This window comes from Pacificibacter maritimus (genome assembly GCF_003814915.1).
GTDB classification, from domain to species: domain Bacteria; phylum Pseudomonadota; class Alphaproteobacteria; order Rhodobacterales; family Rhodobacteraceae; genus Celeribacter; species Celeribacter maritimus.
In genome coordinates this window covers 86,881-110,229 of sequence record NZ_RKQK01000003.1, presented here as the reverse complement: position 1 = coordinate 110,229, position 23,349 = coordinate 86,881, and the positions used below count along the sequence as shown (strand labels likewise).

Here is a 23,349-nt window from a genome sequence, read left to right as displayed (position 1 = left end):
ATGTGTTCGGGGCTTTTCTTGTTGGCCTACGCGGCCTTGCTGTCTGTGCCTTTGCCAAAGCGCTCATAAAATGTATCGCCAGCTTTGGCCATTTCACGAAGCAGGTCAGGTGCCTCAAATCGTGGCCCATGGGTGGCAGACAATTGGTCACAGATATTGACGGCTTGCGCTGCGCCGATGATGTCGAGCCAGCTAAAGGGACCGCCAGACCAAGGCATAAAGCCCCAGCCCAAAATCGCGCCAACATCGCCTTCGCGAATGTCGGTTAAAACACCTGCTTGCAGCGCACGAACGGCTTCGAGCACCTGCGCCATAATCATGCGGTGTTGCACCTCATCCAATTCGGGCTGCACCTCAGCTACGGGAAATTCATCGCCAAACCCTGACCACAAATCGCCGCGCTTGCCTTTGTCATCATATTCGTAGAACCCAGCTTTGGCTTTGCGTCCTAAACGACCTTGATCTGCCAACCAAAAGACAACTTCATCTACGGCTTCATCAGGGTAGTCATCCCCCATTGCGGCTTTCGTTGCCTTTGCGATTTTGACGCCAAGATCCACAGATGTTTCATCAATAAGTTGCAAGGGACCAAGAGGCATGCCCAGCAATTTTGCTGCATTTTCGATCAAAGGCAAAGTGACACCTTCTGATGCCATGCGGACCCCTTCGTTGATATAGGGGATAATGCAGCGATTGGCATAAAAGAACCGCGCATCATTGACCACAATCGGCGTTTTGCGAATTTGTCTCACAAAATCAAGCGCTTTTGCCACCGCTTTTGCGCCTGTTTTCTGCCCCTTGATGATTTCGACCAGCAACATTTTATCGACAGGGCTGAAGAAATGGATGCCGATAAAGTTTTCCGCACGCTGTGAGGCTTGGGCCAAATCTGTGATGGGCAGGGTCGATGTATTGGTGGCGAATACACAATCTGGGCCAACAATACTTTCGACCTTTTGCGTCACATTCGCCTTCACTTTCGGATCTTCGAATACCGCTTCTATGACAAGATCACAGCCTGCAAGCTGGTCGTAATCCGTGGTCGCGGTGATGCGGTCTAGCACTTGGTCTTTCTTTTCTGGCGTGACTTTTTTGCGCGCTATCCCCTTGTCTAGAATGCCTTCGGAATAGGCTTTGCCAGTGTCAGCGCTGTCTTGGGTCGCGTCGATCAAAATAACGTCTAGTCCAGCATTGGCCGCGACATAGGCAATACCCGCGCCCATCATGCCTGCGCCGATGACGCCTAGTTTTTTGACGTTTTGATCGGGCTGTTCGGGGCGGTTGGCACCTTTTTCCAAGGCTTCTTTATTGATGAACAATGATCGGATCATAGCGCTTGAAGATGGGTTCATCAGCACGTTTACAAACCAACGCGCTTCGATTTTGAGCGCTGTGTCAAAGGGCACCTGTGCGCCTTCATAAATGGCTGACAGCATTGCCTTGGCTGCGGGGTAGACCCCTTGAGTTTGGCCGTTGACCATAGCAGAGGCGCCCACAAAGGTCATGAACCCCGCTGGGTGATAGGGCGCACCGCCAGGCATTTTCCATCCCTTTGTGTCCCAAGGTTTCACAAGATCTGCATCTTTAGCTGATAAAACCCATGCTTTCGCGCTGGACATTAAGTCGCCTGCTGGAACCACTTCGTCGATCACACCATTCGCTTTGGCCTTTTGGGGAGGCAGCATTTGACCTTGCAGCAAAATAGGCGAGGCGGCCATTGCACCAAGTTTACGCGAAATGCGTGTTGTGCCACCTGCGCCAGGAAATATGCCGACCTTGATTTCTGGCAACCCAATTTTGGCCTTAGGCGTATCGGCTGCAAATATGCGGTGGCAGGCCAGAGGCAGCTCCAGACCGATTCCCAAGGCTGTGCCCGTCAAGGCGGCAACAATCGGTTTGCCACCCTTATTGGTTTTGGGATCCATACCCGCACGTTCAATTTTGCGCAGGCTCGCATGCAGTCTCATGATGCCATCAAACAGCCCTTGCGCGGGGGCGTCGCCCGCACTGTCTTTCATCGACGCAATGATGTTTAGATCCATCCCACCGGCGAAACTGTCTTTGCCCGATGTTATAATCACGCCTTTGATTGCGGCATCTGCCAAGGCCGTGTCGATCAAGGCATCCAATTGCGCTAACCCTTCGAGGGACAGCACATTCATGCTTTTGCTGGGCACATTCCAAGTGATAGTTGCAACGCCATCTGTGTCGGTGGCCATCGTGAAATCAGGTTTCGTTTGTGTCATTCTGAGGCTCCTTCAGGACCATTATGAGCAGAGAGCTTCATAAATTTAGCTTGGTTCGACTCGGGATCGAATGCGTAATCGCTCGCGATCATTTGCCAGCGATTATCGCGGTAAATACCTTGTGTGAAACAGGGGTAGGGCGGCTTGGCATGTATGTTGCCAATCATCAGGTGGGTCATATGTGAAAAATGTACACGATGCGGATCAACCAAAGTGGCAGACAGACAGGTTCGCACGATGTCTGTTAGTGCCATTTTCACAAACTCATCACAGATCAAATGAAAGCTCTCGCGAACGGCATCGACGTCGGTCATTTCAAAAGATGAGTCAAAATGGGATATGCGATGTGGCAATGCAACGTGGTCCATGAATGTTGCGAAGTCACGTTCCATCATCGCACGCCCCGTTTCATTCAGAAAATGCTCTGCAATCGCGCGTGCTGCGTCTGAGTTTATATTTTCTGTCATCTAAAATCCTAACCTAAGATTATAGGCGCTCAATAATGGTGGCTGCCCCCATACCTGAAGCGATGCACAATGTGGCAAGTCCCGTGCCTTTGCCTGTGCGTTCCAATTCGTCCAACAGCGTGCCGATGATGATCGCGCCCGTCGCCCCCAAAGGATGGCCCATGGCAATCGACCCGCCATTGACGTTTATCTTTGAGTTATCGACATCAAAGGCCTGCATGAACCGCAAGACCACTGACGAAAAGGCTTCGTTCACTTCGAACAAATCTATATCGGCAATACTCATGCCGCTGCCTGACAAGATCTTGCGTGTGGCGGGCACGGGGCCAGTCAGCATAATCGTGGGATCAGTGCCGATCTTGGCTGTGGCGCGAATACGAGCGCGCGGCTTGATGCCGTATTTTTCGCCGAATTCTTTATTGCCAATCAATATACCCGCAGCCCCATCAACAATGCCTGATGAATTTCCCGCGTGGTGTATGTGGTTGATCTTTTCCAAATGCGGATATTTCATCAAAGCAACTTTATCAAAGCCGGGCATAGCTTCGCCCATATCTTTAAAAGCTGGTTTTAGCGCGCTCAGAGCTGCCATATCTGTACTTGGGCGCATGTATTCATCATGGTCTAAAATCGTCAGGCCGTTTTGATCCAAGACAGGCACAATCGATTTGGCAAAACGGTTTTCAGCCCAAGCCCGCGCCGCGCGTTCTTGTGACATAACGGCCAATGCATCGGCCTCATCGCGCGTAAAGCCAAATTCGGTGGCGATGATATCGGCTGAAATCCCTTGGGGGACAAAATAGGTCGACATGGCGATGCTTGGATCGACAGCAATTGCAGCCCCGTCTGACCCCATGGGCACGCGGCTCATCATTTCAACGCCACCTGCGATATAGGCCATGCCTGCACCGCCTTGAATTTGGTTGGCCGCTAGATTGACCGCTTCCATGCCTGAGGCGCAAAAGCGATTGATCGACAAACCTGGAATGCTGTCGTCTAGGTCTGAGGCTAAAACAGCCGTGCGCGCCAAGCACCCACCCTGTTCGCCAACCTGCGTGACATTTCCCCAAATCACATCTTCGACGGCATGACCCGATAGACCGTTTCGGGACTGAAGCGCATTCAGCATTTGCACCGAAAGGCTTGAGGCAGTCACTTCGTGCAGGCTGCCATCTTTGCGGCCCTTACCGCGTGGGCTGCGTATCGCATCGTAAATGTAGGCTTGTGTCATGGTGTCCTCCTCAGGCCCGATCCGCGGGGGATCCGGGCATCATATCATAGGGATGCGCCCAGCCGTCTTGCGCTGAAATGGCGCTGAGCCAGCGGTCGATATTTGGATAGTCTTTGCGGGTAAATCCAAAGGGTTCATCGTAAAACAAATATCCGCAGCAAGCCGTATCGGCGATGGTCATTTGATTGCCCACAAGCCAAGCCCGACCTGCCAACGCCTGTTCCAATATCGCGAGCGACCCTTTGAGCCGCGCGATTTGAAATGAGATCACCTCTTGGGGACGTTTTGCTTCGGGCAGAAAGTTATTTAAGAAACGCGTCGGTCCCGCAAGGCCAGACATTTTTTGGTTGTCCCACAAGACCCAACGCATGATTTCACGCGCCTCGGTGACATCTGCGCCGCATAGTTTTTGCGATTGTTCGGCTGCATACTGTTGGATCACGCCAGACTGGCTAAGCTGCACATCGCCGTCGATAAAGTAGGGCACTTCCCCCATGAGATTGAGGGCGCGATATGCATCACTGCGCGCTTCTCCGTTGAAGAAATCGACATAGATCGGCTGCCACTCTACGCCGCAAAACGTCAAGGTGAGCGCTGCCTTATAGGCATTGCCACTTTCACCAAAGCAATAGAGTTTCGCAGTCATATCGCGGCCTCCTTTGGGAATGACGTAAGGGTTTATGCGCAAAATTTAAGGGTATGAGCGCATTAAAAATCAACCGACCGCAGGGGGCTATGTGTGGGGTCTGCGGTCTGACGTGTTTCATTTCTTGCTGTTTTCCAATTCTGCCGTGAACAAACGAAGCCTGTGATCCAGTTTCTCTTGATGCGTCACAGATGAAAAATTCTCGAAGAGAAATGAGAGTAGCTCACCTTCGGATAGATTTGCATCGCGCGCAAATGATCTAAGTTTACGATACCCATCTTCCGTCATAGAAACAGGAAAACGCCGCGTCATTCGAAATCGTTTTGGCATATTTGGCTCCGTTTCGCGGCCGCATCCCGCGCCTTTTAATGAAAAAGCCCCCGACCATCAGCAAGGCGGGGGCAAAAGCTGTGTCTGAGAGCCAGTTTAAAACGCATCCGAAGGTAATGTCATTACAGGATCGGCACCGCTTTCAATGCGTTTCAAAAGCGTCGCTGAAATTGGCAATTGACGCGCCATGAAATATCGCGCCGTCGTCAGCTTGTTTTCGTGAAATTCAGGATCATCTGTGCCATCTGCAAGGGCTTTCAATGATGTGTTTGCCATACGCGCCCACATCAAACCCAAAGATACATAACCGAACAAATGCATAAAATCATATGATCCAGCCAAAGCCGCGTTGGGGTTTTTCATGCCGTTTTGCATGAAATACATGGCCGCAGCTTGCAGATCTTTCGATGCGGCTTTCAGCGGCGTGGTAAATTCATCCATCTGTGGTGTTGCTGTGTCTTTGCAAAAGTTTTTCACCATTTCGAAATAGCCCAGAACATGCTTGCCGCTGTCCAAGGCGAGCTTTCGCCCGACAAGATCAAGCGCTTGCACCCCATTCGCGCCCTCATAGATCATCGCGATCCGTGCATCGCGCGTGTACTGCGACATGCCCCATTCTTCGATGTAACCATGTCCGCCTAAGATTTGCTGCGCGTTGACTGTCGCCTCATAGCCTTTGTCGGTCAGAAAGCCTTTTAGGACTGGCGTCATCAGTGAAATCAAACCTTCGGCATCAGGATCGGCCCCATCGTGGCTGGCATCAATGAGCGACGCGCCCCAAAGCATGAAGGCCCGCGCCCCTTCGATAAAGGATTTTTGGTCCATCAAGTTGCGACGAATATCTGGGTGAACAATCAAAGGGTCTGCAGGGCCGTCTGGGTTTTCAGCCCCTGTGACAGCGCGCCCTTGCAGGCGGTCTTTAGCGTATAATACAGCGTTTTGATAGGCCGATTCGGCCTGTGCCAAACCTTGCATCGCTACGCCAATGCGGGCTTCGTTCATCATTGTGAACATGGCGCGCATACCTTTGTTGAGATCGCCCAAAAGATAGCCCGTCGCGCCGTCGTAATTCATCACGCAAGTGGAATTGCCATGAATGCCCATCTTGTCTTCTAATGACCCGACTGACACCCCGTTGGACGCGCCAAGACTTCCATCGTCTTTGATTTGTATCTTGGGGACGATGAACAATGAAACGCCTTTGATGCCTTCGGGGCCGCCTGGCACTTTGGCCAAAACCAAATGGATCACGTTGTCTGATAGATCGTGATCACCCGCAGAGATAAAGATCTTTTGGCCTGAAATTCGATAGCTGCCGTCATCTTGTGGGACGGCTTTGGTACGCATCAACCCCAAATCCGTGCCGCAATGCGGTTCGGTCAGGTTCATGGTGCCTGTCCAGTCGCAGGAAATCATTTTCGGCAGATAGGTGGATTTTTGGTCATCAGTACCATGCGCCAAAATTGCTGATGCCGCGCCATGGGTTAGGCCGTGGTACATTGTAAAAGCTTGATTGGCGGCTGAAAATAATTCGCCAACGGCGGTTCCCATCACATAGGGCAGACCTTGGCCGCCAAACTCTTCTGGCAAATCAAGCCCAGGCCATCCGCCGTCTTTAATCTGGTTGAATGCGTCTTTAAAACCTGTGGGCGTCTGTACGATACCCTCTTTTAGCTGGCATCCTTGTGTGTCGCCCACGCGATTCAGTGGCGCTAGAACATCACTGGCTAAGGATCCCGCTGCGTCCAAAATGGCGCTGGTGAAATCGGCATCTAAATCGCCGTATCCATTAAAGCCTTGCTGTGAGACCTTCAGAACATCATGCAAGATATATTGAATGTCTTTGATGGGCGCGGTGTACTGCGGCATAAGGACGACCTTTCATATGCGCCGTTCAGAGCCTAGTATATTTGCTCCTCTACGGTGTCTTTTGTAAGTTCAGTTTGAACCCAATCTATTTCCGTGTCGAGTTCAACAATAACTTGTTGCAAGGTTTTGACTTGTTCGATCAACTCAACGCGGCGGTGTTGGTAGGCTTCAAGTGTATCCTTCATTTGTGCTCTGCCTGCGTCTTTCACGCTGTAGAGATCAAGAAGTTGGCGGATTTTTTCTAAATCAAAGCCAAAACGCTTGCCGCGTAGAATGAGTTTCAGACGCGCGCGGTCGCGGCGCGTGAAAAGCCGTTTTTGCCCTTCACGTTTTGGGAACAACAATTCCTTCGCCTCGTAAAAACGCAATGTGCGTGGTGTCACATCGTACATCTCACACATCTCGCGAATCGTCATAACATCGTTAACCATTTAACAGTCGCTCCGTTTAAACCTTACATGTTCAACTTTTAGTAGAGAGACCGCTAACTAGATCGAAGTCGCTGATTGGCAAGCGTGACTACGTGACCCTGCGGTGTAACGTCACGTCATTTTAGCTTCATGATAATAAAATGCCTTTTAGCCCTGCTAAGCGCGAAATTTTATTTCCAAAGCGCTATGGATGAAAGTGGGAGCGATTTCGGCGGTGTTCTTATGCGCATAAAGCTTACAAAAAAGGTCGACCTAAGCGGTCGGTGACACTGTTTGTATCAACATGAGGCCTGCGCAATGACAAGGGTCTGCTCGTGGCATAGGGGTGTCAAATCTGTGCGCTCGGCACAGATCAAACCATCCAAAAGGTAGAACATTTGAGATTAGAGCGCGGCCATATCATCGCGAAGTTGTGTGAGTTCTGCGATTGCCTCATCCAGATCAGCGCGCTGTTGGGTCAACGTGTCCAGTTGGCGGTCAGCCAATTCGATAAACGCTTTTGCTTGAACCATTTGGCCTTTTTCGTCGTAGATCGATAGGAAACGGCGGATATCTTCAAGGGAAAATCCGAATTTTCGACCTCGCATTACCAATTTCATACGTGCAACTTCACGTCCTGAGTAAAACCGCGTACGGCCAACTTTTTCAGGTGTCAAAAGTTCGATATATTCATAGTATCGCAACGTCCGCGGAGTCACATCGAAGGTTGCACACATTTCTTTGAATGTAAGGCGCGTGTTCGGCATTTTGTTAACTCCCTGCGGCTGGGCCGTTATAGAAATAGCCCGCTTCATGTTCTATCTGATTTCACCTGCAAAATCCGCGCAACAACGCAGCTGGCAGAGCGAAAAAAACACTTGCTATCTGTTCTTGATAACCTATCCCATTGCCATAAGGAAAAGCAATGCACAGATTTGCGTCTATCCCCGTCAATATATTGAATTAAAAGTGAAATATAACTTACTTAATCTCACTTCTGCGTAAGATAGATCTGTTCGTGCATGTTTGTGTAGAAAGATTGCGATGACTGAATTTCCCGCACAGGCCGCTGCGCCACTGACCCACAAACGCATTTTGTCCATCGCTGTGCCGATTGTTTTGGCCAATGCGACGGTGCCTATCTTAGGGGCCGTAGATACAGGTGTGGTGGGGCAAATGGGGCAGGCAGCACCGATTGGTGCTGTGGGGATCGGCACGGTGATTTTGGCCTCTGTCTATTGGCTTTTCGGATTTTTACGCATGGGCACGACAGGTCTGGTGGCCCAAGCACGCGGTGCAAACGAGCACGGCGAAGTGTCGGCCTTATTGATGCGTGCGATCTTGATCGGATTTATGGCTGGCATAGCCTTGATCGTCTTGCAGGTACCCATTTTGTGGGGAGCGTTCAGGCTTGCGCCAGCTTCTGAAGAGGTCGAAACCCTTGCGCGCAGTTACATACAGATCCGCATTTTCTCCGCGCCCTTTGCCATTTCTATCTTCGGTCTCACAGGCTGGTTGATTGCAAGCGAACGCACGAAAGCTGTCTTGATCCTGCAATTGTGGATGAACGGACTGAATATCATCTTGGACATTTGGTTCGTTCTGGGGCTTGGTTGGGGCGTTGAAGGCGTGGCCTTGGCAACTGTCATTTCCGAAGTCACTGGGGCGGCCTTTGGACTGTTTCTTGCACGTTCCGCTATGAAGCACCCTGATTGGAAATCATGGGCCAAAGTCTTTGATCCAAAGCGCTTGGTCAATATGGCGCGCGTCAATACCGACATCATGATCCGATCCATATTGCTGTTGAGCATCATGGTAAGCTTTGCATTTTTCGGGGCGGGTTTCGGGGATGTAACCTTGGCAGCAAATCATATTTTGATGCAATTTATCGAAATTACGGCCTATGCGCTGGACGGGTTTGCCTTTACCGCCGAAGTGATTGTGGGGCAGGCGCTGGGCGCAAAGTCGCGGCAGGTCTTGCGCCGTGGTGCCATCATGGCATCCCTTTGGGGCGGCGGCGCTGCACTCATTTTGGCCGCCAGTTTTGCGCTTTTTGGGGCGGGTATCATCGACACGATGACCACAGCTGAAGCCGTACAGGCAGAAGCGCGTCGCTATCTACCTTGGATGGTCTCAGTTCCAATCCTTGGCTTGGCCGCTTGGATGCTGGATGGCGTGTTTATCGGCGCAACGCGGACCCGAGATATGCGCAACATGAGCTTTGTCAGCCTTGCTGTTTATATCGCCTGCGTCTATTCACTCATCCCGATTTTCGGCAATCACGGTCTTTGGGCGTCGCTTGTGATCAGCTATGTGGTGCGCGCTGTGGCGCTGGGGTGGAAATACCCCGCGCTTGAACAGCAAGCAGCAACTTATCCAGTTCCTTCGCGTTTCGACTAGAGCCAAGCATCACGCCCGCTGCCGACCGCTTCCGCTACTGTGTCATATCCGTCAGCTTTCAACAGATCGTCTAAGCCCTGTGCAATCTTTGGTGCGAGCGACAGTCCAGAGTAAACCATAGCGGAATACAGTTGCACGACAGAAGCGCCTGCACGGATTTTCGTATAGGCATCAAGTGCTGATGATACGCCGCCAACCCCTATCAAAGGCACATCGTCACGCAAGATATTCGACAATTGCGCAAGCACCTTAGTGGACTTTTCGAACAATGGCGCGCCAGAAAGCCCCCCCATTTCCGATTTTTCTGCACTTTTCAAACCGTCACGCGATAGAGTGGTGTTGGTCGTGATCACGCCGTCAATGCCAGAAGTCTTTGCAACTTCAGCAATTTCTGCGATCTCTGTCGGGTCCAGATCAGGTGCAATTTTCAACAAGATAGGCACTGCATGATCTAAGCCTTTGCGCGCATCCAAAACGCCTGCCAATAGAGCTTGTAGCGCTTCGGGGCCTTGCAGATCGCGCAGCCTTTCGGTGTTGGGCGAAGATACGTTGACGGTGGCAAAATCAACATAATTGCCGCAGTGTTCTAAGACGCGGGCAAAATCTGTGGCGCGGTCATCCGAATCCTTATTGGCTCCAAGGTTTAGCCCAACAGGCACCGCGCGTGCGCCCGTGCTGGGCATAGACGCCTTCAAACGCGCTGCGATGGCTTCCATCCCTTCGTTGTTAAATCCGAAACGATTGATGACAGCGCGGTCTTCGGTCAGCCTAAACAGGCGCGGTTTGTCATTGCCTGCTTGCGGACGCGGGGTCGCGGCCCCCACTTCGACAAAGCCAAAACCTGATCGCGACAATTGTGGGATAGCTTCAGCGTTTTTATCAAACCCTGCCGCCAAACCGATGGGATTGGGCATTTCAAGCCCTGCGAATGTGGTCTTTAGGCGCGGCGATGTAACTGGGCCGGGCAAAGGGGCAAGCCCCGCGCGCAGTGCCACAAGAGCAAGGCTATGCGCTTTTTCAGGGTCAATCTTGCGTAGGACTTTTAGCCCCAATTGTTCAGCTAGGCTCATTGCATTTCCTTTGGAAAAACATGTGTATCATCGATATAGGGTAGGGGCTTTGACCATATCACATCGCTTACACGGAGTTTGCGGTAGAGATGCGGAAACAAAGCACCTCCGCGCGATGGTTCCCATTTTATATCATCGGCCATCACATCTGTATCGCAAGCCAGCAAGACAAGCCCGTCAACATTTGCAAACCATTTGGCTGCGGTCTCGGGGGCTTGTTCAGCGGTGGAAAAATGCACATAGCCATCGGCCACATCGACAGGCGCACCGTCTGTTTCGCCAGCGGATTGCAACAACGCCCATTCATCGGCACGAAATATTTTGTAAATCAACATAGCCAGCGTGATGCCAGCATGGGTGCAAACGGTCAATGGCGTTTGTGCATGATCCTGACTGTGCCTGTCATATAGGCGTTGTGTTGATATGTGATACTTCGCGCAATGGAATCTTTGACTCAACGGTCAGAGATGTCGCAGGCTAAGCCTAAGATCCGATGAGAGGATCGAATACAACATTAAACTGGGGGGCACTCATGCTCAAACGTATACTCACAACATCGGCTGCTTTGGCCCTATCTGCGGGCGCTGCTTCTGCGGATTATTCGCTCACGATTTTGCACACCAATGATTTCCATGCGCGTTTCGAGCCTGTTTCAAAATACGATTCCGGCTGTTCCGCAGAAGACAATGCGGAAGGCAAGTGTTTTGGAGGCTCTGCACGTTTGGTCACAGCTATTGCTGAGGCGCGCGCACGGTCAAATAATTCGGTGTTGTTTGACGGTGGGGACCAGTTCCAAGGCACTTTGTTTTACACCTATTACAAAGGCAAACTGGCCGCCGAAATGATGAATAAAATGGGTTACGATGGCATGACTGTCGGAAACCACGAATTCGATGACGGCCCAGAAGTCTTGGCTGGCTTCATGGATGCTGTTGATTTTCCAGTGCTTATGTCCAACGCGGATGTGTCACAAGAGCCACTTTTACACGATAAACTTGCCAAATCGACAGTGATTGAACGCGGCGGGGAAAAACTGGGCCTGATTGGTGCGACCCCACCCAATACGGCGGATCTTTCTTCGCCAGGCCCTTATGTAAAATTCACAGACCCGATTGAAGCGATCCAAGGCGAAGTTACCAAATTGACTGAAATGGGCGTGAACAAAATTATCGTTTTGTCCCACATGGGCTATGCCCGCGACCAAGCCGTCGCTGCGGCGGTTGACGGTATTGACGTGATCGTCGGTGGTCACACAAATACGCTTTTGTCTAACATCAACGAGCAGGCCGAAGGCGCATATCCTACCGTTGTGAACGGCACTCAGATTTTGTCAGCCTATGCTTACGGCAAATTCTTGGGCGAACTTAACGTCACATTTGATGATGCAGGTGTTGTTGTTTCTGCTACTGGCGAACCTATTTCATTGGATGCAGCCGTTGCCGAAGATGAGGCGACTGTGGCACGCATCGCCGAAGCTGCTGTGCCGCTTGACGAAATCCGTAACAAAGTTGTGGCTGAAGCCGCTGAGGCGATTGATGGCGCGCGTGAAAGCTGCCGCTACATGGAATGTCAGATGGGCAATCTGGTTGCGGATGCGATGTTAGCGCGGGTCAAAGATCAAGGCATCCAAGTGGCCTTGGCCAATGGTGGCGGGCTGCGCGCCTCTATCGATGCAGGCGAAGTGACCCAAGGCGAAGTTCTGACCGTCTTGCCATTTCAAAACACATTATCCACCTTCCAAGTCACGGGCGAAACTTTGAAAGCCGCGCTTGAAAACGGCATGGGACAGTTTGATGACCCAGCGGATGATGGCCGTTTCCCACAAGTTGCGGGAATTAAATATGTGATCGAAAGCGGCAATGCCACAGGCGAGCGCGTGACAGAGATCATGGTTGATATGGATGGCACATGGGAAGCGCTGGATATGACGAAAACATACGGCGTTGTATCCAACAACTTTGTGCGCGGTGGCGGCGATGGCTATAAAATGTTCATCGATGCGATGAACGTCTATGACTTTGGCCCTGATTTGGCCGATGTCACGGCTGAATATCTGGCTGAAAACGCGCCATACACGCCCTACCTTGATGGTCGTATCACCATTAAATAAGCGCGATTGACGCTAGAAACGATCGAAAGCCCCCGCTAGACTGTGGGGGCTTTTTATTTTGGATTGTGTATGTCGTTTAAATCGATTTGGCGGGCCTATCTTGTCCCGCGGTCCCGTTCGGTGGAGGTCGGGATAGGCATTGGAACTGCTCTGGTGTTCGCAGCTGTCGCCATGTTTTGTCTGGGCTTGTATAATGGGCTGGGCCTCGTGGAAGCATTCTTTTCGCCGATTTTTTTCATTTTGCTTTTTGGGATTGCGCCAGTATTTTGGGTTCCAATTGGCACTGACCTCGATCACAGCTTTCGCAATTGGTGCCTTCTTGTAGTCCTTCTAGTCTTTGTTGCGGATTTTTTCTTAAGGGGCTTATGGTTGCGCAGTGCAATATTTGTGCTGACATTGGCGTGGTTGGTGTTAGGCGCGTGGGCCGCAGGCTCTAACTTCTAAGAACGACTGTGATGAGCGGATAAACTTATGAAACACCCACTCGAAGACCTTATTGACGCGAAAATCGCAGCCGCCCAAGCCGACGGCGCTTTTGACAATCTTGAGGGCATGGGCAAACCGCTTGCGCCTTGTGATGATCCTGAAAATATCCTGTTTTCCAAAGTCGTGCGCGACCACGGCGGCGCACCTGAATTTGTTGTTCTGGCACGCGAGTTGGCGGATATGCGCAGTGAATTGGCTGAAACAGGCGATCGTACGCGCCGCATGGAAATCATGAAAGACATGTCTATGATGGAAGCCAAAATAGATATCGCACGCAAACAGTTTAACCGCTGACTCGCCTGCACACAGGATGACAAACAAGCATCGCCATCTGATCAAAGGCGCATCATAAACTGTGGGGAATTTTGGAGCGGGCGACGGGAATCGAACCCGTGTCATCAGCTTGGAAGGCTGAGGTCTTACCATTACACAACGCCCGCTGTGTATGATGTGATTATTTCAAAGGCGGGGGGGCGTCAAGCAGGATGTCCTACATTTTTCATCCCACCGCCTTTGTCTTGTCTCTAAGTCCTAAATTGGAATTGATCCCAAAAGCGCAAAGCCCAAAATCAAGAAACCGCACACACGGCTGATCCTGTCTTTTACAGCATAGACAATCGGATCGTCGTGCATTTCGCCACGGTGTGTGACCATCGCCAACCATGAAACCCAGAACAGCAAAACCAGACAAATCCCCCAAAGCGCAGGCGGGTTTGCGTAGAGATCGGTGACTACAGGGGCGTTCATATAGAGTGCCAAAACTAAAACCGACACATAGCCTGAGGCGATGGACATTTGCGATACAATCGGTAAATCCGCTACGCGGTAGCCACGCCCTGATGGGGCAAGTTTCCCTTCTTTTGCGTTGTCCACCAACTCGGCTTGGCGCTTGATCGCGGCCAAGGCAAAGAAAAAGAACACTGAAAACGCCAACAGCCAGACCGAAATCGACACGCCCGTGGCGACGCCCCCTGCGATGATGCGCATGGTGTAAAGCCCCGCTAAAACGCAAATGTCGATCACCATGCGGCGTTTAAAGTAAAACGAATAGCCCGTGGTGGCGGCAAAATAGAGCGCCAGCACGAGTAAGAAAACAGGCCCGACAAAGACGGATATCAAGGCGCCAAGCCCCAAAAGCCCCGCTGCCATGCCTGTGCCGTGTTGGATCGCAACTGTGCCCGCCGCAAAAGGGCGTTTGCATTTGCGCGGATGGGCGCGATCTGCGTCCAAATCCAGTAAGTCATTGAGAACATAAACCGATGAGGCGATCAGACTGAAAGCGATAAAGGCCATAGCACCCGTTGCAAGTGTCGCCATGTCCAACTGATGGGCCAAAAAGATGGGCACGAAAATCAATACGTTCTTGACCCATTGATGGGGACGTAAGGCTTTCAAATAGGGTTTTAAATCACGTTTCGATGCGCCCAAATGCGTGGTCGTTTGGCCCAAGGCGTCAGCTTTGTCGCGCAAAGCCTGAGGCGCATTGACGGTGATAATCTTTTGCGCTTTTGTCCAGACTGGCAAATCCGCATCGGTGTCACCCATATATGCAAAGCCTACCTCGCCATATGTGTTTTCCAAAAACGTGGCTTTGTTTGACCCTTTTAGGTTCACCCCATCGCCACTGCCATGCACATGATCAAATACGCCCAGATGTGCGGCGATTTTATCAGCAACATCTTGGTCCGTCGCCGTGACCAAAGCCACGGTACCGCCATCCGATTTCCACTGCGCGATATAGTCTAATACGTCGCGATTATAGGGCAGGCTGGTCACATCCACGGCGCTGACCTTGGCAAGCTCGCGTTTGAGTTCAGCCTTGCCTTTACTCAACGCCCAAACCGCCCCCATCGCTGATCCCCAGTCTTGTGCGGCCGCATTCCAAAAGGTTTCGTACAGCATGTCTGAATGCAATAAAGTGCCGTCCAGATCGACAGCAAGGATCATGTCATTGGGGAGGTTTTTATCGGTGTCTTCGGCCACGGTTTTGTGTCCCTATCTGTTCGAACTCAAGTGACGCGCTCTTTTAGGCGCTATTGATGCCACCTTGCCCCAGTTTTTCACTTTGGGCAAAGCTTAAGCTGCTTATGTCGAAACCTTTGTGGCAATCGCATCTTTTCAGCCACCCGCAATTGCCTGTGGATAGCCTGTAAAATCCCCTTGGCCCAAGGCGTCACTAGGGGTATCACAGGCCTCCGAAGCCATGAGGAGACGAAGCTTGGACCAGACAGCGCAGCGCATCGCCCGCACAATCGCCACAGAAATCGGAGCCGCAGCATCGCAGGTGACCTCTGCTGTAGGCCTGTTAGACGAAGGTGCAACAGTCCCCTTTATTGCGCGTTACCGCAAGGAAGTCACGGGCGGCTTGGACGACACGCAACTGCGCAACCTATCCGAACGTCTGACCTATCTGCGCGAATTGGAAAAACGCCGCGAGGCCATCGTTGCATCGATCAAAGACCAAGATAAATTAACCCCCGATCTGGCAAAATCCATTGCCAATGCTGATACAAAAGCAGCGCTCGAAGACATCTATCTGCCGTTCAAACCCAAGCGCCGCACCCGTGCGATGATTGCGCGCGAAAACGGTTTAGATGGCTTGCTGCACGCCATCTTGGCGGATCGCACGGCAGACCCTGAAATTTTGGCGCAGGCCTATCTCACCGAAGTAGTTGAAACCACGAAGGATGCGCTTGGGGGGGCGCGTGATATTTGCACCGAAGAACTGGCAGAAAATGCACAACTCATCGGGCGCCTGCGTGAGGTCATGCGCAGCCAAGCGGTGATTTCAGCGCGGGTCAAAGATGGTATGCAAGAAAAGGGTGCTAAGTTTTCAGATTATTTCGACCATAGCGAAAAGTGGGCTGACATCGCATCGCACCGCGCTTTGGCGATTTTGCGCGCCTCAAAAGAAGACATTCTTACCGTCGATATCGCTCCCGATCCCGAGGTGGGCCTGCCGCGTATTATCGCTTTGATCGAAGCTGAAATTGGCATCAACGGGCAAGGCAAGGGCGATGCTTGGCTGCGCACAGTCGCTTCATGGACATGGCGTCTGAAGCTGGGCATGTCGATGTATACTGAACTTTTAGGCGATCTGATGCGCCGCGCACATACGGATGCAATCGATGTTTTTGCCCGCAATTTGAAAGACTTGCTTTTGGCGGCGCCCGCTGGACCGCGTGCAACCCTTGGGCTTGATCCTGGTATTCGTACAGGCTGTAAAGCTGCCGTTGTCGATGCGACAGGCAAGGTGCTTGCCACTGAAACCATCTATCCGTTCCAACCTAAAAACGACATCCGCGGATCACAGGCCACGATCTTGCGCTTGGTGCAAGACCATAGGGTTGAACTGATCGCCATCGGCAATGGCACGGCAAGTCGCGAGACCGACAAACTGGTCGCCGATACGTTGAAACTATTGCCCCGCGGTGTCAAAGCCCCAACCAAGGTCATCGTGTCCGAAGCGGGCGCGTCAGTCTATTCCGCATCTGAACTTGCGGCCAAAGAATTCCCCGATTTGGATGTGTCTTTGCGTGGCGCTGTTTCTATTGCGCGGCGTTTGCAAGATCCGCTGGCAGAGCTGGTGAAAATTTCACCCGAAGCCATAGGCGTGGGCCAATATCAGCATGACGTGGACCAGCGTAAATTGGCGCAATCCTTAGAGGCCGTGGTCGAAGATGCGGTGAACGGCGTGGGCGTTGATTTGAACATGGCCTCCTCTGCGCTTTTGTCTCATGTGGCGGGTTTAAGTGCTACAATTGCGCAAAATATCGTAGATCATCGCGATACCAACGGGGCATTTTTATCGCGTAAAGAGCTGTTGAAAGTTGCAGGTCTTGGCCCGAAAGCTTTTGAACAAGCGGCTGGTTTTTTGCGCGTCACGGGCGGAACCGAACCGCTTGATGCCTCATCGGTTCATCCAGAAGCTTATGGTGTTGCGCGTAAAATCATTTCCGCATGTGGGCGTGATATTCGTGCAATCATGGGCAGCCCTGAAACCCTAAAAGGCCTGAATGCCGCAGACTTTGTTGACGATACATTTGGTCTGCCTACGGTGCGCGATATTTTCGGCGAATTGGAAAAACCGGGCCGTGATCCACGGCCAAGTTTTGTCACCGCCACCTTCGCCGAAGGGATCAATGACATTAAAGATTTGAAATCTGGCATGATGCTGGAAGGCACGGTCACCAATGTCGCGGCCTTTGGCGCATTTGTTGATGTGGGCGTACACCAAGACGGGTTGGTGCATGTCAGTCAACTGGCTGACCGTTTTGTCAAAGACCCCCATGAGGTGGTGAAAGCTGGCGATGTGGTGAAGGTGCGCATCACCGAAGTGGATGTGGCGCGCAAACGCATTGCAATGTCTATGCGCAAAGACGGGGGGGGACGTGATGACGCAAACACTGGCGGGGCAAAGCCCGCTCAGCGTGATCGTGGCAAAGGCGATGCGCGTGGATATAAAGGCAAAGCAACCGCTGCGCCGAAATCTCAATCAAACAGCGCAAGCACGGGTGCCTTTGGCGCAGCCTTGCTGGATGCGATGAAAAAGCAATAGTGCGCATCAGTTTAGTGCAAAGATAGATGTCTTGCGCCCCATGCGCTTGGTACTTGTTGGCCTTATGGGGGCGCAGGGCGATCTGTCACATTTTTGTGCTTTGCCTAGGTCCCTGCGACAGAGCGCGCTAGACTTACGCGCGACACTTAGCGCAGGATCGAACATGGTCGAATTTTTATTGCTTCATGAACCCGTAACGCGGCTTAGCGTGTTTTTGGCTGTTCTTGGCCTGATGGCCCTATGGGAAATCTGGACACCGCGCCGCCGTATTGAAGTCCCACGCGTTTTGCGCTGGTCGAACAACCTCGCCTTGGTGGTGGTTGACGCGATCGCGCTGCGCCTCGTGTTTCCTGTGGTTGCTGTCGGTCTTGCTGTGGTGGTGCAAGAACGGGGGTGGGGGCTATTCAATTTATTGAACTGGCCGCTTTGGCTTGAAATAACCATCGGGGTGGTCGTGTTGGATTTCGCAATCTATCTGCAACATGTGACCTTTCATCACGTGCCTTTCTTGTGGCGTTTGCACCGGATGCATCACACAGATACCGAAATCGATGTCACCACAGGGTTGCGCTTTCATCCGTTGGAAATCCTTTTGTCTATGGCATTCAAATTGATCTTGGTGGTGATCTTGGGGCCAGCTGCGATAGCCGTCTTGATCTTTGAAGTGGTGTTGAACGCAAGCGCTATGTTCAATCATTCTAACATCTCTTTGCCAAAACGGGTCGATGCCTTTTTGCGGCTGGTGATCGTGACGCCTGACATGCACCGCGTGCATCATTCTGTGGACCCCGTTGAAACCAATAGTAATTATGGATTCAATGTGCCGTGGTGGGATCGTTTGTTGGGCACATATATTGCGCAACCTCGCGCGGGGCATGATGAAATGGATATCGGACTTCACCAGTTTCGCACGCAGCGTGACCTTTGGCTTGATCGCATGATCCTGCAACCCTTTCGCCGCGACACCGCGCAAAACAAAAGATCTAAAAAATAGCCAGACCGCATCCGCGAAAGGCAATCTATGCCCCGTACGGATGCGTCAAGTCACGCTAATCCGAGCGAGGCAAGCACCGCAGCAGGGCCCGCATACAACGTGTTTGCGTCTATCGCCACTTGGTCGGACCCGACTTGTGCGATGATGGCAGGGACGCCCTGTAGGCCAAACTTCGACATTAACCGATGCGCTGAGCCAATCGCGTTATCATTCAATTGAACCAAATCAGGGTCGGTCGTTTGCAACCGTTTTGCCGCATCAATAAGCCCCATATCTTGCAGCTCGGCGAGTGTTCTTGCAAACCCAAGATCGTCCAGCAACCCACCCCCTTATGTGCTGATTGCGTTGAGAGACAAAGCGGATCTAAGAGAGTGCCAATAAAAAACGCGCGAGGACCAATTGTGATCGGTCCCCACGCGTTCAAGGTGATCGTCGTATATCGCTTACAGCAAGGCGCGTAGGTATTCCAACGAGGTCGGGAAATCTTCATCCATCTGCGGTTCGCATTTGGCTTCGACCGTCAATGTGCCTTTGTAATCATCTGCTTTAAGCGCTTCGATTTGGCCTTTTATATCGGTTTTTCCCTTGCCGAAATGTTGCCAAACCATATGGCCATTCATGTATTGGCCGTCTTTCAAATGCACATTGCGAATGTAGGGTTTCAGCATCTTATAGCCGTCTAAAAAGTGCTTTTGATCAACGTCGTACAGATTGCCCACATCCCAGACATACCCAAAGGCAGGGTGGTCTACGGCTTCCAAAAGCGCCAAACAATTTTCGGCTGTATCCGCCCATGTGTCGGGAAAGTTTTCAAGCTGAACCGTAAAGCCACGTGCTGCAGCCATTTCAGCGGTTTCACGCATGATTTCGACCACTTTTGCAAAGCTGTCTGGCCCATCCGTGGCCTCACGCAAGACGCCAAATGTGACCAAGGTATTCACGTTGATCGTTTCAGCTAAATCCATGCTCATCTTGGCCAATTGGCCGCGGTGCACCTGCATCAGATCATGGGTCAGGCCTGTTTTAAACAAGCCCGGTGAAACAGTGGTGAAATTGATCCCGTAGTCCTCACCGTATTTGCGCATTCTTGTCCATGCGCTGGCTTCGACGATTGGATAGCGCTTGGCTTCGACCATGCGAATTTCAAAGGTATTCACCCCTTGGGCCAGTGCGGTTTCAAAGATATGCGGAAAACACTCCTCAGATCTGTCGGGTAAAACTTCATCGGTGACTGTCGCCAGTTTCATGTGTCGGTTCTCTTGTTGGTGTGAGCGCTGAAAAGTTGCAGCGTGAATAGCTGCCCAAAGGTCTGGGCAGCCGTGAATTTTATCCTTTGATCGCGCCAGAAGTCATGCCGCGCACCAGTGATTTTTGTAGCAAAAGGTAGACGATCAAGCTGGGGATCAAGGCCAAAAATGCTCCAGCCAAAAGCGCGCCTGTGCCCACTTCGATATCGGCGCGCAGGCTGCGCAAAATGACCGTAATAGTGTAGTCATCAGTTCGGTTTGCCGCGACCAGAGGCAGCAGATATTGATCCCAAATGCCGTTGAACCCAAAGATCGCAACCACGCCCAGAGCGGGCAGGCTCATGGGTAAAATGACCTGAAGCAAAATGCGAAACTCGCTGGCACCATCAATGCGCGCTGCTTCGATGATTTCTTCGGGAATATCACGCATAAAGGCCGCCATAACGAGGATGGAAAAAGCAGAGGCGGCGACAGGCAAGATGATTGCAAATATCGTGCCGCGAATACTGATACCCAATAGGGGCAGGTCGCCCAAGACGACTGCCAAAGGCACTGCCACGACTTCTTCGGGCAGCATCATGGTTGCCAAAAAGATGCCAAGCACCACGGTTTGGCCATAGAATTTGCGGCGTGCCAAAGCATATCCCGCCATCACTGCGACGATGATCTGCAACAACAATCCAAAGCCCGCTATGAAAAGCGAATTGGCGAAATAGCCCCAAATCCCACGCCCTGTGGCGACGCGAAAATTTTCCAAACTGGGGTTGTGTGGCCAAAGTGTCAGGGCTGTTGGATCTGGATTCAAATCAAATGCGCCCACGATGATTGTCATAATCGGCCCCGCAAAGACGAAGAGCAGCAAGGCACAAAATACAGCGCGAACAATCATAGATTTCGGATCGCCTATCGCCCAACCAAAGGCGGTATCAAGTGTGCCTTCGACGCTTTTTTGCTGCCTGCGCTTGCGCGCTGCGGGCGGTGAGAATGATTGAGACATATTACGCGCCCTCTTTGTTACGGGTGAAATAGACAGCAACAACGGTTAAAAGCACGGAGGCGATGAGCAATAATATCGAGGCCGCAGAGGCCACACCCAAATTGTTGCGTTCAAAGCCTTGAGTGTAAATTTGCGTCATCCAGACTTGCGTTGATCCTGCTGGCCCGCCGCCTGTCAGCACCCAAACATCGGTAAAAATGCGTAACGCACGCACTGCCGCCAAAATGGAAACGATCATAATAGCAGGACGAAGGGCAGGGATCGTGACGTTGATAATACGGTGACGCAAGCGCGCACCATCGATGGCCGCAGCCTCATATAAAGACCGATCTACGCCAGCCAAACCTGCAAGAAAAATAACCATATAGTAGGGCGCGCTTGACCAAATTCCGACAGTCATCACCGCGTAAAGCGCCACGGATGTGTCTTCGAGATAGCGGATCGGATCAATGCCAACCAAACCAATCAGTTTATTCATAAACCCATCAGGCGAAGGGAAATAAATGATGCGCCAGATTTCACCCACAACAGCAGAGGCCGTCACAACGGGCAAAAAGACCGCCGTGCGTACAAACCAAAGTGTGCGAGAAGGGCCTTCAAGCAAGAGTGCCAAGATAAAGCCGATGACAACAGCGCCAATTGACTGCCCCGCCCCTAGGACCAATGTGTTCCAGACGGCTTGGTGAAAACGCGCATTGGTGAGAACGGTGGTGTAATTGTCCCAGCCTACCCATGAGTTGCCCAAAAATGGGCTAACATCCTGAAAACTCATCCGAATGCCTTCGCCCATTGGAACGAATTTGAAGTAGATGAACAGCAGCAGCGCGGGCGCTAAAAACATCCAAGCTGACCACCAACGAGATTGAGATCGAACGCGACCGCGACGGGGTGCTGCGGGTGGTGTGCCACCCGCAGCTGATGTCGCAGACGGTTGTGAAGCGCTGCTGATATCGGTCATTTTAGTGCATTCACAGCTTCAAGTTCTTCAGAGATGCGACCCGCAAGCCGATCAAGCTGCGGCACGATGTCATCGTTGCACTGGGAAAATAGCGTTTGGAATGTCTCAGCAATTTCCAAACGAGCGGCCGTGAAATCAATGTCAGAGGGCATCAGTTCAGACATTTCCAATTGCTTGGCCACAGTGATAAACCGAGGGTCTTCATAGATATCTGCGGCAACAAGATTGGTGTTCACAGGCAAGCGTACAACGGGTTGACCCGGCGCTGTCATGCCCAAGGTTTGACCCTCTTGGCTGATAAGGAATTCTGCCAAGGCCTTTTGTTCATCAGGCAATGTCGAGGTCGCGCCAAAGTAAATGCTGGTGCGTTCTGTCAAAGTGGTGCTGCCTGCTGAGCCTGCGGGCGCTAGGATGATTTCAAGGTTCTCAGCACCGATTTTATCGGTGAAGCTTGTGATCGCGTAGGGGCCCGTTTGATAAATACCTGCTTGGCCTTCTGCGAAAAATGGCGTGGCGCTGGCATTTGTCATCGCGCCTGGTTGTGCAAGATTTGGGTCTTTGCAGAAGGCATCGTAAAGCCATTCAACCGCTTTCACGCCTGCGGGATTATTGATGGTGACTTCGTATTTGCCATCCCCACCTTCCACATAGGACGCGCCTTGTTGCGCGAGGTATGAGAACATCCACCATGCAAAAAATCCGCGACTTGTGGTGCCAGGAACCGCCATACCAAATGTATCGCCATCAACGCCATTGCCATCAGGATCACCCGTGGCAAAGGCCGTTGCCAAAGCGATTAGATCATCATGGGTTTTTGGCACATCAAAGCCCAGTTTTTCGCGCCAATCTTTGCGCACAAATGTGATCTGCGCGTGTTGGCTGAACGGTACGCCGTAGGTTGATCCATTTGCCATTTTCACAGAGTCCCATGAAATGTCTGACACTTCTTCATACCCTGCCAAAGTTTCAGGTTCGATTGGCACGATCCAACCGCTTGTGGCATAGGCGGCCATGCTGGATTGGTCATAAATCAACACATCAGGCAAATCACGCGCCGCAACGCGGGCCTGCAACTGCGTGTCAAATTGCAAGGCGGTCAGATATTCAACGGGAATGCCTGTTTTTTCGGTGAAAGCAGCAAAAACGGCTTCATATGTCGCGGCAGCTTGCGGGCCGCTGCGTGACCAGACCTCCAATGCATCTTGGGCCTGTACTGCAAAGGTGGATGACATTAGGGCCCCCAGCGCAATGGCTGTGGTTTTATAGGCTTTAGAGGAGTGCTTTGACGTCTCAGTTCCAGATTCCATGGGTCTCTCCCGTTGGTGATTTC

21 protein-coding genes and 1 tRNA gene are annotated in these 23,349 nt (G+C 51.8%); 5 read left to right on the top strand and 17 right to left on the bottom strand.

Annotated features, from left to right (window positions below):
* Window positions 1-26: 26 nt before the first annotated feature.
* The 8 genes from EDD53_RS09855 to EDD53_RS09820 all read right to left on the bottom strand — a co-directional run bounded on the left by EDD53_RS09855 (window position 27) and on the right by EDD53_RS09820 (window position 7,966).
* Window positions 27-2,246, bottom strand: coding sequence for a 3-hydroxyacyl-CoA dehydrogenase NAD-binding domain-containing protein (locus EDD53_RS09855; RefSeq protein WP_123793090.1), 2,220 nt, complete (start codon window positions 2,244-2,246; stop codon window positions 27-29).
* Window positions 2,243-2,713, bottom strand: coding sequence for a hypothetical protein (locus EDD53_RS09850; RefSeq protein WP_123793089.1), 471 nt, complete (start codon window positions 2,711-2,713; stop codon window positions 2,243-2,245). Before EDD53_RS09850 ends, EDD53_RS09855 begins: the two co-directional genes overlap by 4 nt.
* Before the next feature lie 19 nt (window positions 2,714-2,732).
* On the bottom strand, window positions 2,733-3,944 hold the full coding sequence (locus EDD53_RS09845; protein WP_123793088.1) for an acetyl-CoA C-acetyltransferase: 1,212 nt from the start codon (window positions 3,942-3,944) through the stop codon (window positions 2,733-2,735).
* A 10-nt stretch (window positions 3,945-3,954) separates the two neighbouring features.
* Window positions 3,955-4,590: a glutathione S-transferase family protein gene (locus tag EDD53_RS09840; RefSeq protein WP_123793087.1), complete on the bottom strand. Its 636-nt coding sequence runs from the start codon at window positions 4,588-4,590 to the stop codon at window positions 3,955-3,957.
* A gap of 117 nt (window positions 4,591-4,707) precedes the next feature.
* On the bottom strand, window positions 4,708-4,920 hold the full coding sequence (locus tag EDD53_RS09835; protein ID WP_123793086.1) for a hypothetical protein: 213 nt from the start codon (window positions 4,918-4,920) through the stop codon (window positions 4,708-4,710).
* A 96-nt stretch (window positions 4,921-5,016) separates the two neighbouring features.
* The gene (locus EDD53_RS09830; protein ID WP_123793085.1) at window positions 5,017-6,789 is read right to left on the bottom strand and encodes an acyl-CoA dehydrogenase C-terminal domain-containing protein; all 1,773 of its coding nucleotides are present in this window, start codon (window positions 6,787-6,789) and stop codon (window positions 5,017-5,019) included.
* 32 nt (window positions 6,790-6,821) lie between these two features.
* Entirely contained in the window at window positions 6,822-7,220 is a 399-nt protein-coding gene (locus EDD53_RS09825; protein WP_123793084.1) for a MerR family transcriptional regulator, read from the bottom strand.
* A 383-nt stretch (window positions 7,221-7,603) separates the two neighbouring features.
* Window positions 7,604-7,966 carry a MerR family transcriptional regulator gene (locus tag EDD53_RS09820; protein WP_123793083.1) on the bottom strand — a complete coding sequence of 121 codons (363 nt, stop codon included), beginning with the start codon at window positions 7,964-7,966 and terminating at the stop codon, window positions 7,604-7,606.
* A 277-nt stretch (window positions 7,967-8,243) separates the two neighbouring features.
* On the opposite strand from EDD53_RS09820, the gene EDD53_RS09815 reads away from it, so the two are divergent.
* Window positions 8,244-9,599 carry an MATE family efflux transporter gene (locus EDD53_RS09815; RefSeq protein WP_123793082.1) on the top strand — a complete coding sequence of 452 codons (1,356 nt, stop codon included), beginning with the start codon at window positions 8,244-8,246 and terminating at the stop codon, window positions 9,597-9,599.
* Here the strand turns inward: EDD53_RS09815 and EDD53_RS09810 are convergent.
* A complete protein-coding gene (locus tag EDD53_RS09810) occupies window positions 9,596-10,669 on the bottom strand; it encodes a quinone-dependent dihydroorotate dehydrogenase (RefSeq protein ID WP_123793081.1) in 1,074 nt (357 codons plus the stop codon). The genes EDD53_RS09815 and EDD53_RS09810 overlap by 4 nt on opposite strands.
* On the bottom strand, window positions 10,666-11,004 hold the full coding sequence (locus EDD53_RS09805; protein ID WP_123793392.1) for a DUF952 domain-containing protein: 339 nt from the start codon (window positions 11,002-11,004) through the stop codon (window positions 10,666-10,668). Before EDD53_RS09805 ends, EDD53_RS09810 begins: the two co-directional genes overlap by 4 nt.
* A gap of 197 nt (window positions 11,005-11,201) precedes the next feature.
* On the opposite strand from EDD53_RS09805, the gene EDD53_RS09800 reads away from it, so the two are divergent.
* Window positions 11,202-12,779, top strand: coding sequence for a bifunctional metallophosphatase/5'-nucleotidase (locus EDD53_RS09800; RefSeq protein WP_123793080.1), 1,578 nt, complete (start codon window positions 11,202-11,204; stop codon window positions 12,777-12,779).
* Between the two features lie 471 nt (window positions 12,780-13,250).
* Window positions 13,251-13,559 (top strand): DnaJ family domain-containing protein, encoded by a 309-nt coding sequence (locus EDD53_RS09795; protein ID WP_123793079.1) that lies wholly within the window; start codon window positions 13,251-13,253, stop codon window positions 13,557-13,559.
* Window positions 13,560-13,631: 72 nt separating this feature from the next.
* On the opposite strand, the gene EDD53_RS09790 is transcribed toward EDD53_RS09795, so the two are convergent.
* Window positions 13,632-13,705, bottom strand: a tRNA-Gly gene (locus EDD53_RS09790).
* A gap of 91 nt (window positions 13,706-13,796) precedes the next feature.
* Complete coding sequence (locus EDD53_RS09785; RefSeq protein ID WP_246002351.1) at window positions 13,797-15,248, bottom strand: UbiA family prenyltransferase; 1,452 nt, start codon at window positions 15,246-15,248, stop codon at window positions 13,797-13,799.
* 235 nt (window positions 15,249-15,483) lie between these two features.
* Between EDD53_RS09785 and EDD53_RS09780 the strand changes: the two genes are divergently transcribed.
* Both EDD53_RS09780 and EDD53_RS09775 read left to right on the top strand, forming a co-directional pair.
* Window positions 15,484-17,823 carry a Tex family protein gene (locus tag EDD53_RS09780; RefSeq protein ID WP_123793078.1) on the top strand — a complete coding sequence of 780 codons (2,340 nt, stop codon included), beginning with the start codon at window positions 15,484-15,486 and terminating at the stop codon, window positions 17,821-17,823.
* Between the two features lie 163 nt (window positions 17,824-17,986).
* A complete protein-coding gene (locus EDD53_RS09775; protein WP_123793077.1) occupies window positions 17,987-18,817 on the top strand; it encodes a sterol desaturase family protein in 831 nt (276 codons plus the stop codon).
* A gap of 50 nt (window positions 18,818-18,867) precedes the next feature.
* Here the strand turns inward: EDD53_RS09775 and EDD53_RS09770 are convergent, their stop codons facing one another.
* From EDD53_RS09770 to EDD53_RS09750, 5 genes are all read right to left on the bottom strand, one after another.
* Entirely contained in the window at window positions 18,868-19,137 is a 270-nt protein-coding gene (locus EDD53_RS09770; RefSeq protein ID WP_123793076.1) for a hypothetical protein, read from the bottom strand.
* Window positions 19,138-19,260: 123 nt separating this feature from the next.
* Window positions 19,261-20,064, bottom strand: coding sequence for a sugar phosphate isomerase/epimerase family protein (locus tag EDD53_RS09765; RefSeq protein WP_123793075.1), 804 nt, complete (start codon window positions 20,062-20,064; stop codon window positions 19,261-19,263).
* 79 nt (window positions 20,065-20,143) lie between these two features.
* Window positions 20,144-21,061 carry a carbohydrate ABC transporter permease gene (locus EDD53_RS09760; RefSeq protein WP_123793074.1) on the bottom strand — a complete coding sequence of 306 codons (918 nt, stop codon included), beginning with the start codon at window positions 21,059-21,061 and terminating at the stop codon, window positions 20,144-20,146.
* 1 nt (window position 21,062) lies between these two features.
* Window positions 21,063-22,019: a carbohydrate ABC transporter permease gene (locus tag EDD53_RS09755; protein ID WP_123793073.1), complete on the bottom strand. Its 957-nt coding sequence runs from the start codon at window positions 22,017-22,019 to the stop codon at window positions 21,063-21,065.
* Window positions 22,016-23,326: an extracellular solute-binding protein gene (locus EDD53_RS09750; RefSeq protein WP_123793072.1), complete on the bottom strand. Its 1,311-nt coding sequence runs from the start codon at window positions 23,324-23,326 to the stop codon at window positions 22,016-22,018. Before EDD53_RS09750 ends, EDD53_RS09755 begins: the two co-directional genes overlap by 4 nt.
* Window positions 23,327-23,349: the final 23 nt, after the last annotated feature.

Bases quoted from the DNA above. Each gene is read 5' to 3' on its own strand.
- EDD53_RS09855 (WP_123793090.1), bottom strand. From the start codon at position 2,246: ATGACACAAACGAAACCTGATTTCACGATGGCCACCGACACAGATGGC.
- EDD53_RS09850 (WP_123793089.1), bottom strand. From the start codon at position 2,713: ATGACAGAAAATATAAACTCAGACGCAGCACGCGCGATTGCAGAGCAT.
- EDD53_RS09845 (WP_123793088.1), bottom strand. From the start codon at position 3,944: ATGACACAAGCCTACATTTACGATGCGATACGCAGCCCACGCGGTAAG.
- EDD53_RS09840 (WP_123793087.1), bottom strand. From the start codon at position 4,590: ATGACTGCGAAACTCTATTGCTTTGGTGAAAGTGGCAATGCCTATAAG.
- EDD53_RS09835 (WP_123793086.1), bottom strand. From the start codon at position 4,920: ATGCCAAAACGATTTCGAATGACGCGGCGTTTTCCTGTTTCTATGACG.
- EDD53_RS09830 (WP_123793085.1), bottom strand. From the start codon at position 6,789: ATGCCGCAGTACACCGCGCCCATCAAAGACATTCAATATATCTTGCAT.
- EDD53_RS09825 (WP_123793084.1), bottom strand. From the start codon at position 7,220: ATGGTTAACGATGTTATGACGATTCGCGAGATGTGTGAGATGTACGAT.
- EDD53_RS09820 (WP_123793083.1), bottom strand. From the start codon at position 7,966: ATGCCGAACACGCGCCTTACATTCAAAGAAATGTGTGCAACCTTCGAT.
- EDD53_RS09815 (WP_123793082.1), top strand. From the start codon at position 8,244: ATGACTGAATTTCCCGCACAGGCCGCTGCGCCACTGACCCACAAACGC.
- EDD53_RS09810 (WP_123793081.1), bottom strand. From the start codon at position 10,669: ATGAGCCTAGCTGAACAATTGGGGCTAAAAGTCCTACGCAAGATTGAC.
- EDD53_RS09805 (WP_123793392.1), bottom strand. From the start codon at position 11,004: ATGTTGATTTACAAAATATTTCGTGCCGATGAATGGGCGTTGTTGCAA.
- EDD53_RS09800 (WP_123793080.1), top strand. From the start codon at position 11,202: ATGCTCAAACGTATACTCACAACATCGGCTGCTTTGGCCCTATCTGCG.
- EDD53_RS09795 (WP_123793079.1), top strand. From the start codon at position 13,251: ATGAAACACCCACTCGAAGACCTTATTGACGCGAAAATCGCAGCCGCC.
- EDD53_RS09775 (WP_123793077.1), top strand. From the start codon at position 17,987: ATGGTCGAATTTTTATTGCTTCATGAACCCGTAACGCGGCTTAGCGTG.
- EDD53_RS09765 (WP_123793075.1), bottom strand. From the start codon at position 20,064: ATGAAACTGGCGACAGTCACCGATGAAGTTTTACCCGACAGATCTGAG.
- EDD53_RS09760 (WP_123793074.1), bottom strand. From the start codon at position 21,061: ATGTCTCAATCATTCTCACCGCCCGCAGCGCGCAAGCGCAGGCAGCAA.
- EDD53_RS09755 (WP_123793073.1), bottom strand. From the start codon at position 22,019: ATGACCGATATCAGCAGCGCTTCACAACCGTCTGCGACATCAGCTGCG.
- EDD53_RS09750 (WP_123793072.1), bottom strand. From the start codon at position 23,326: ATGGAATCTGGAACTGAGACGTCAAAGCACTCCTCTAAAGCCTATAAA.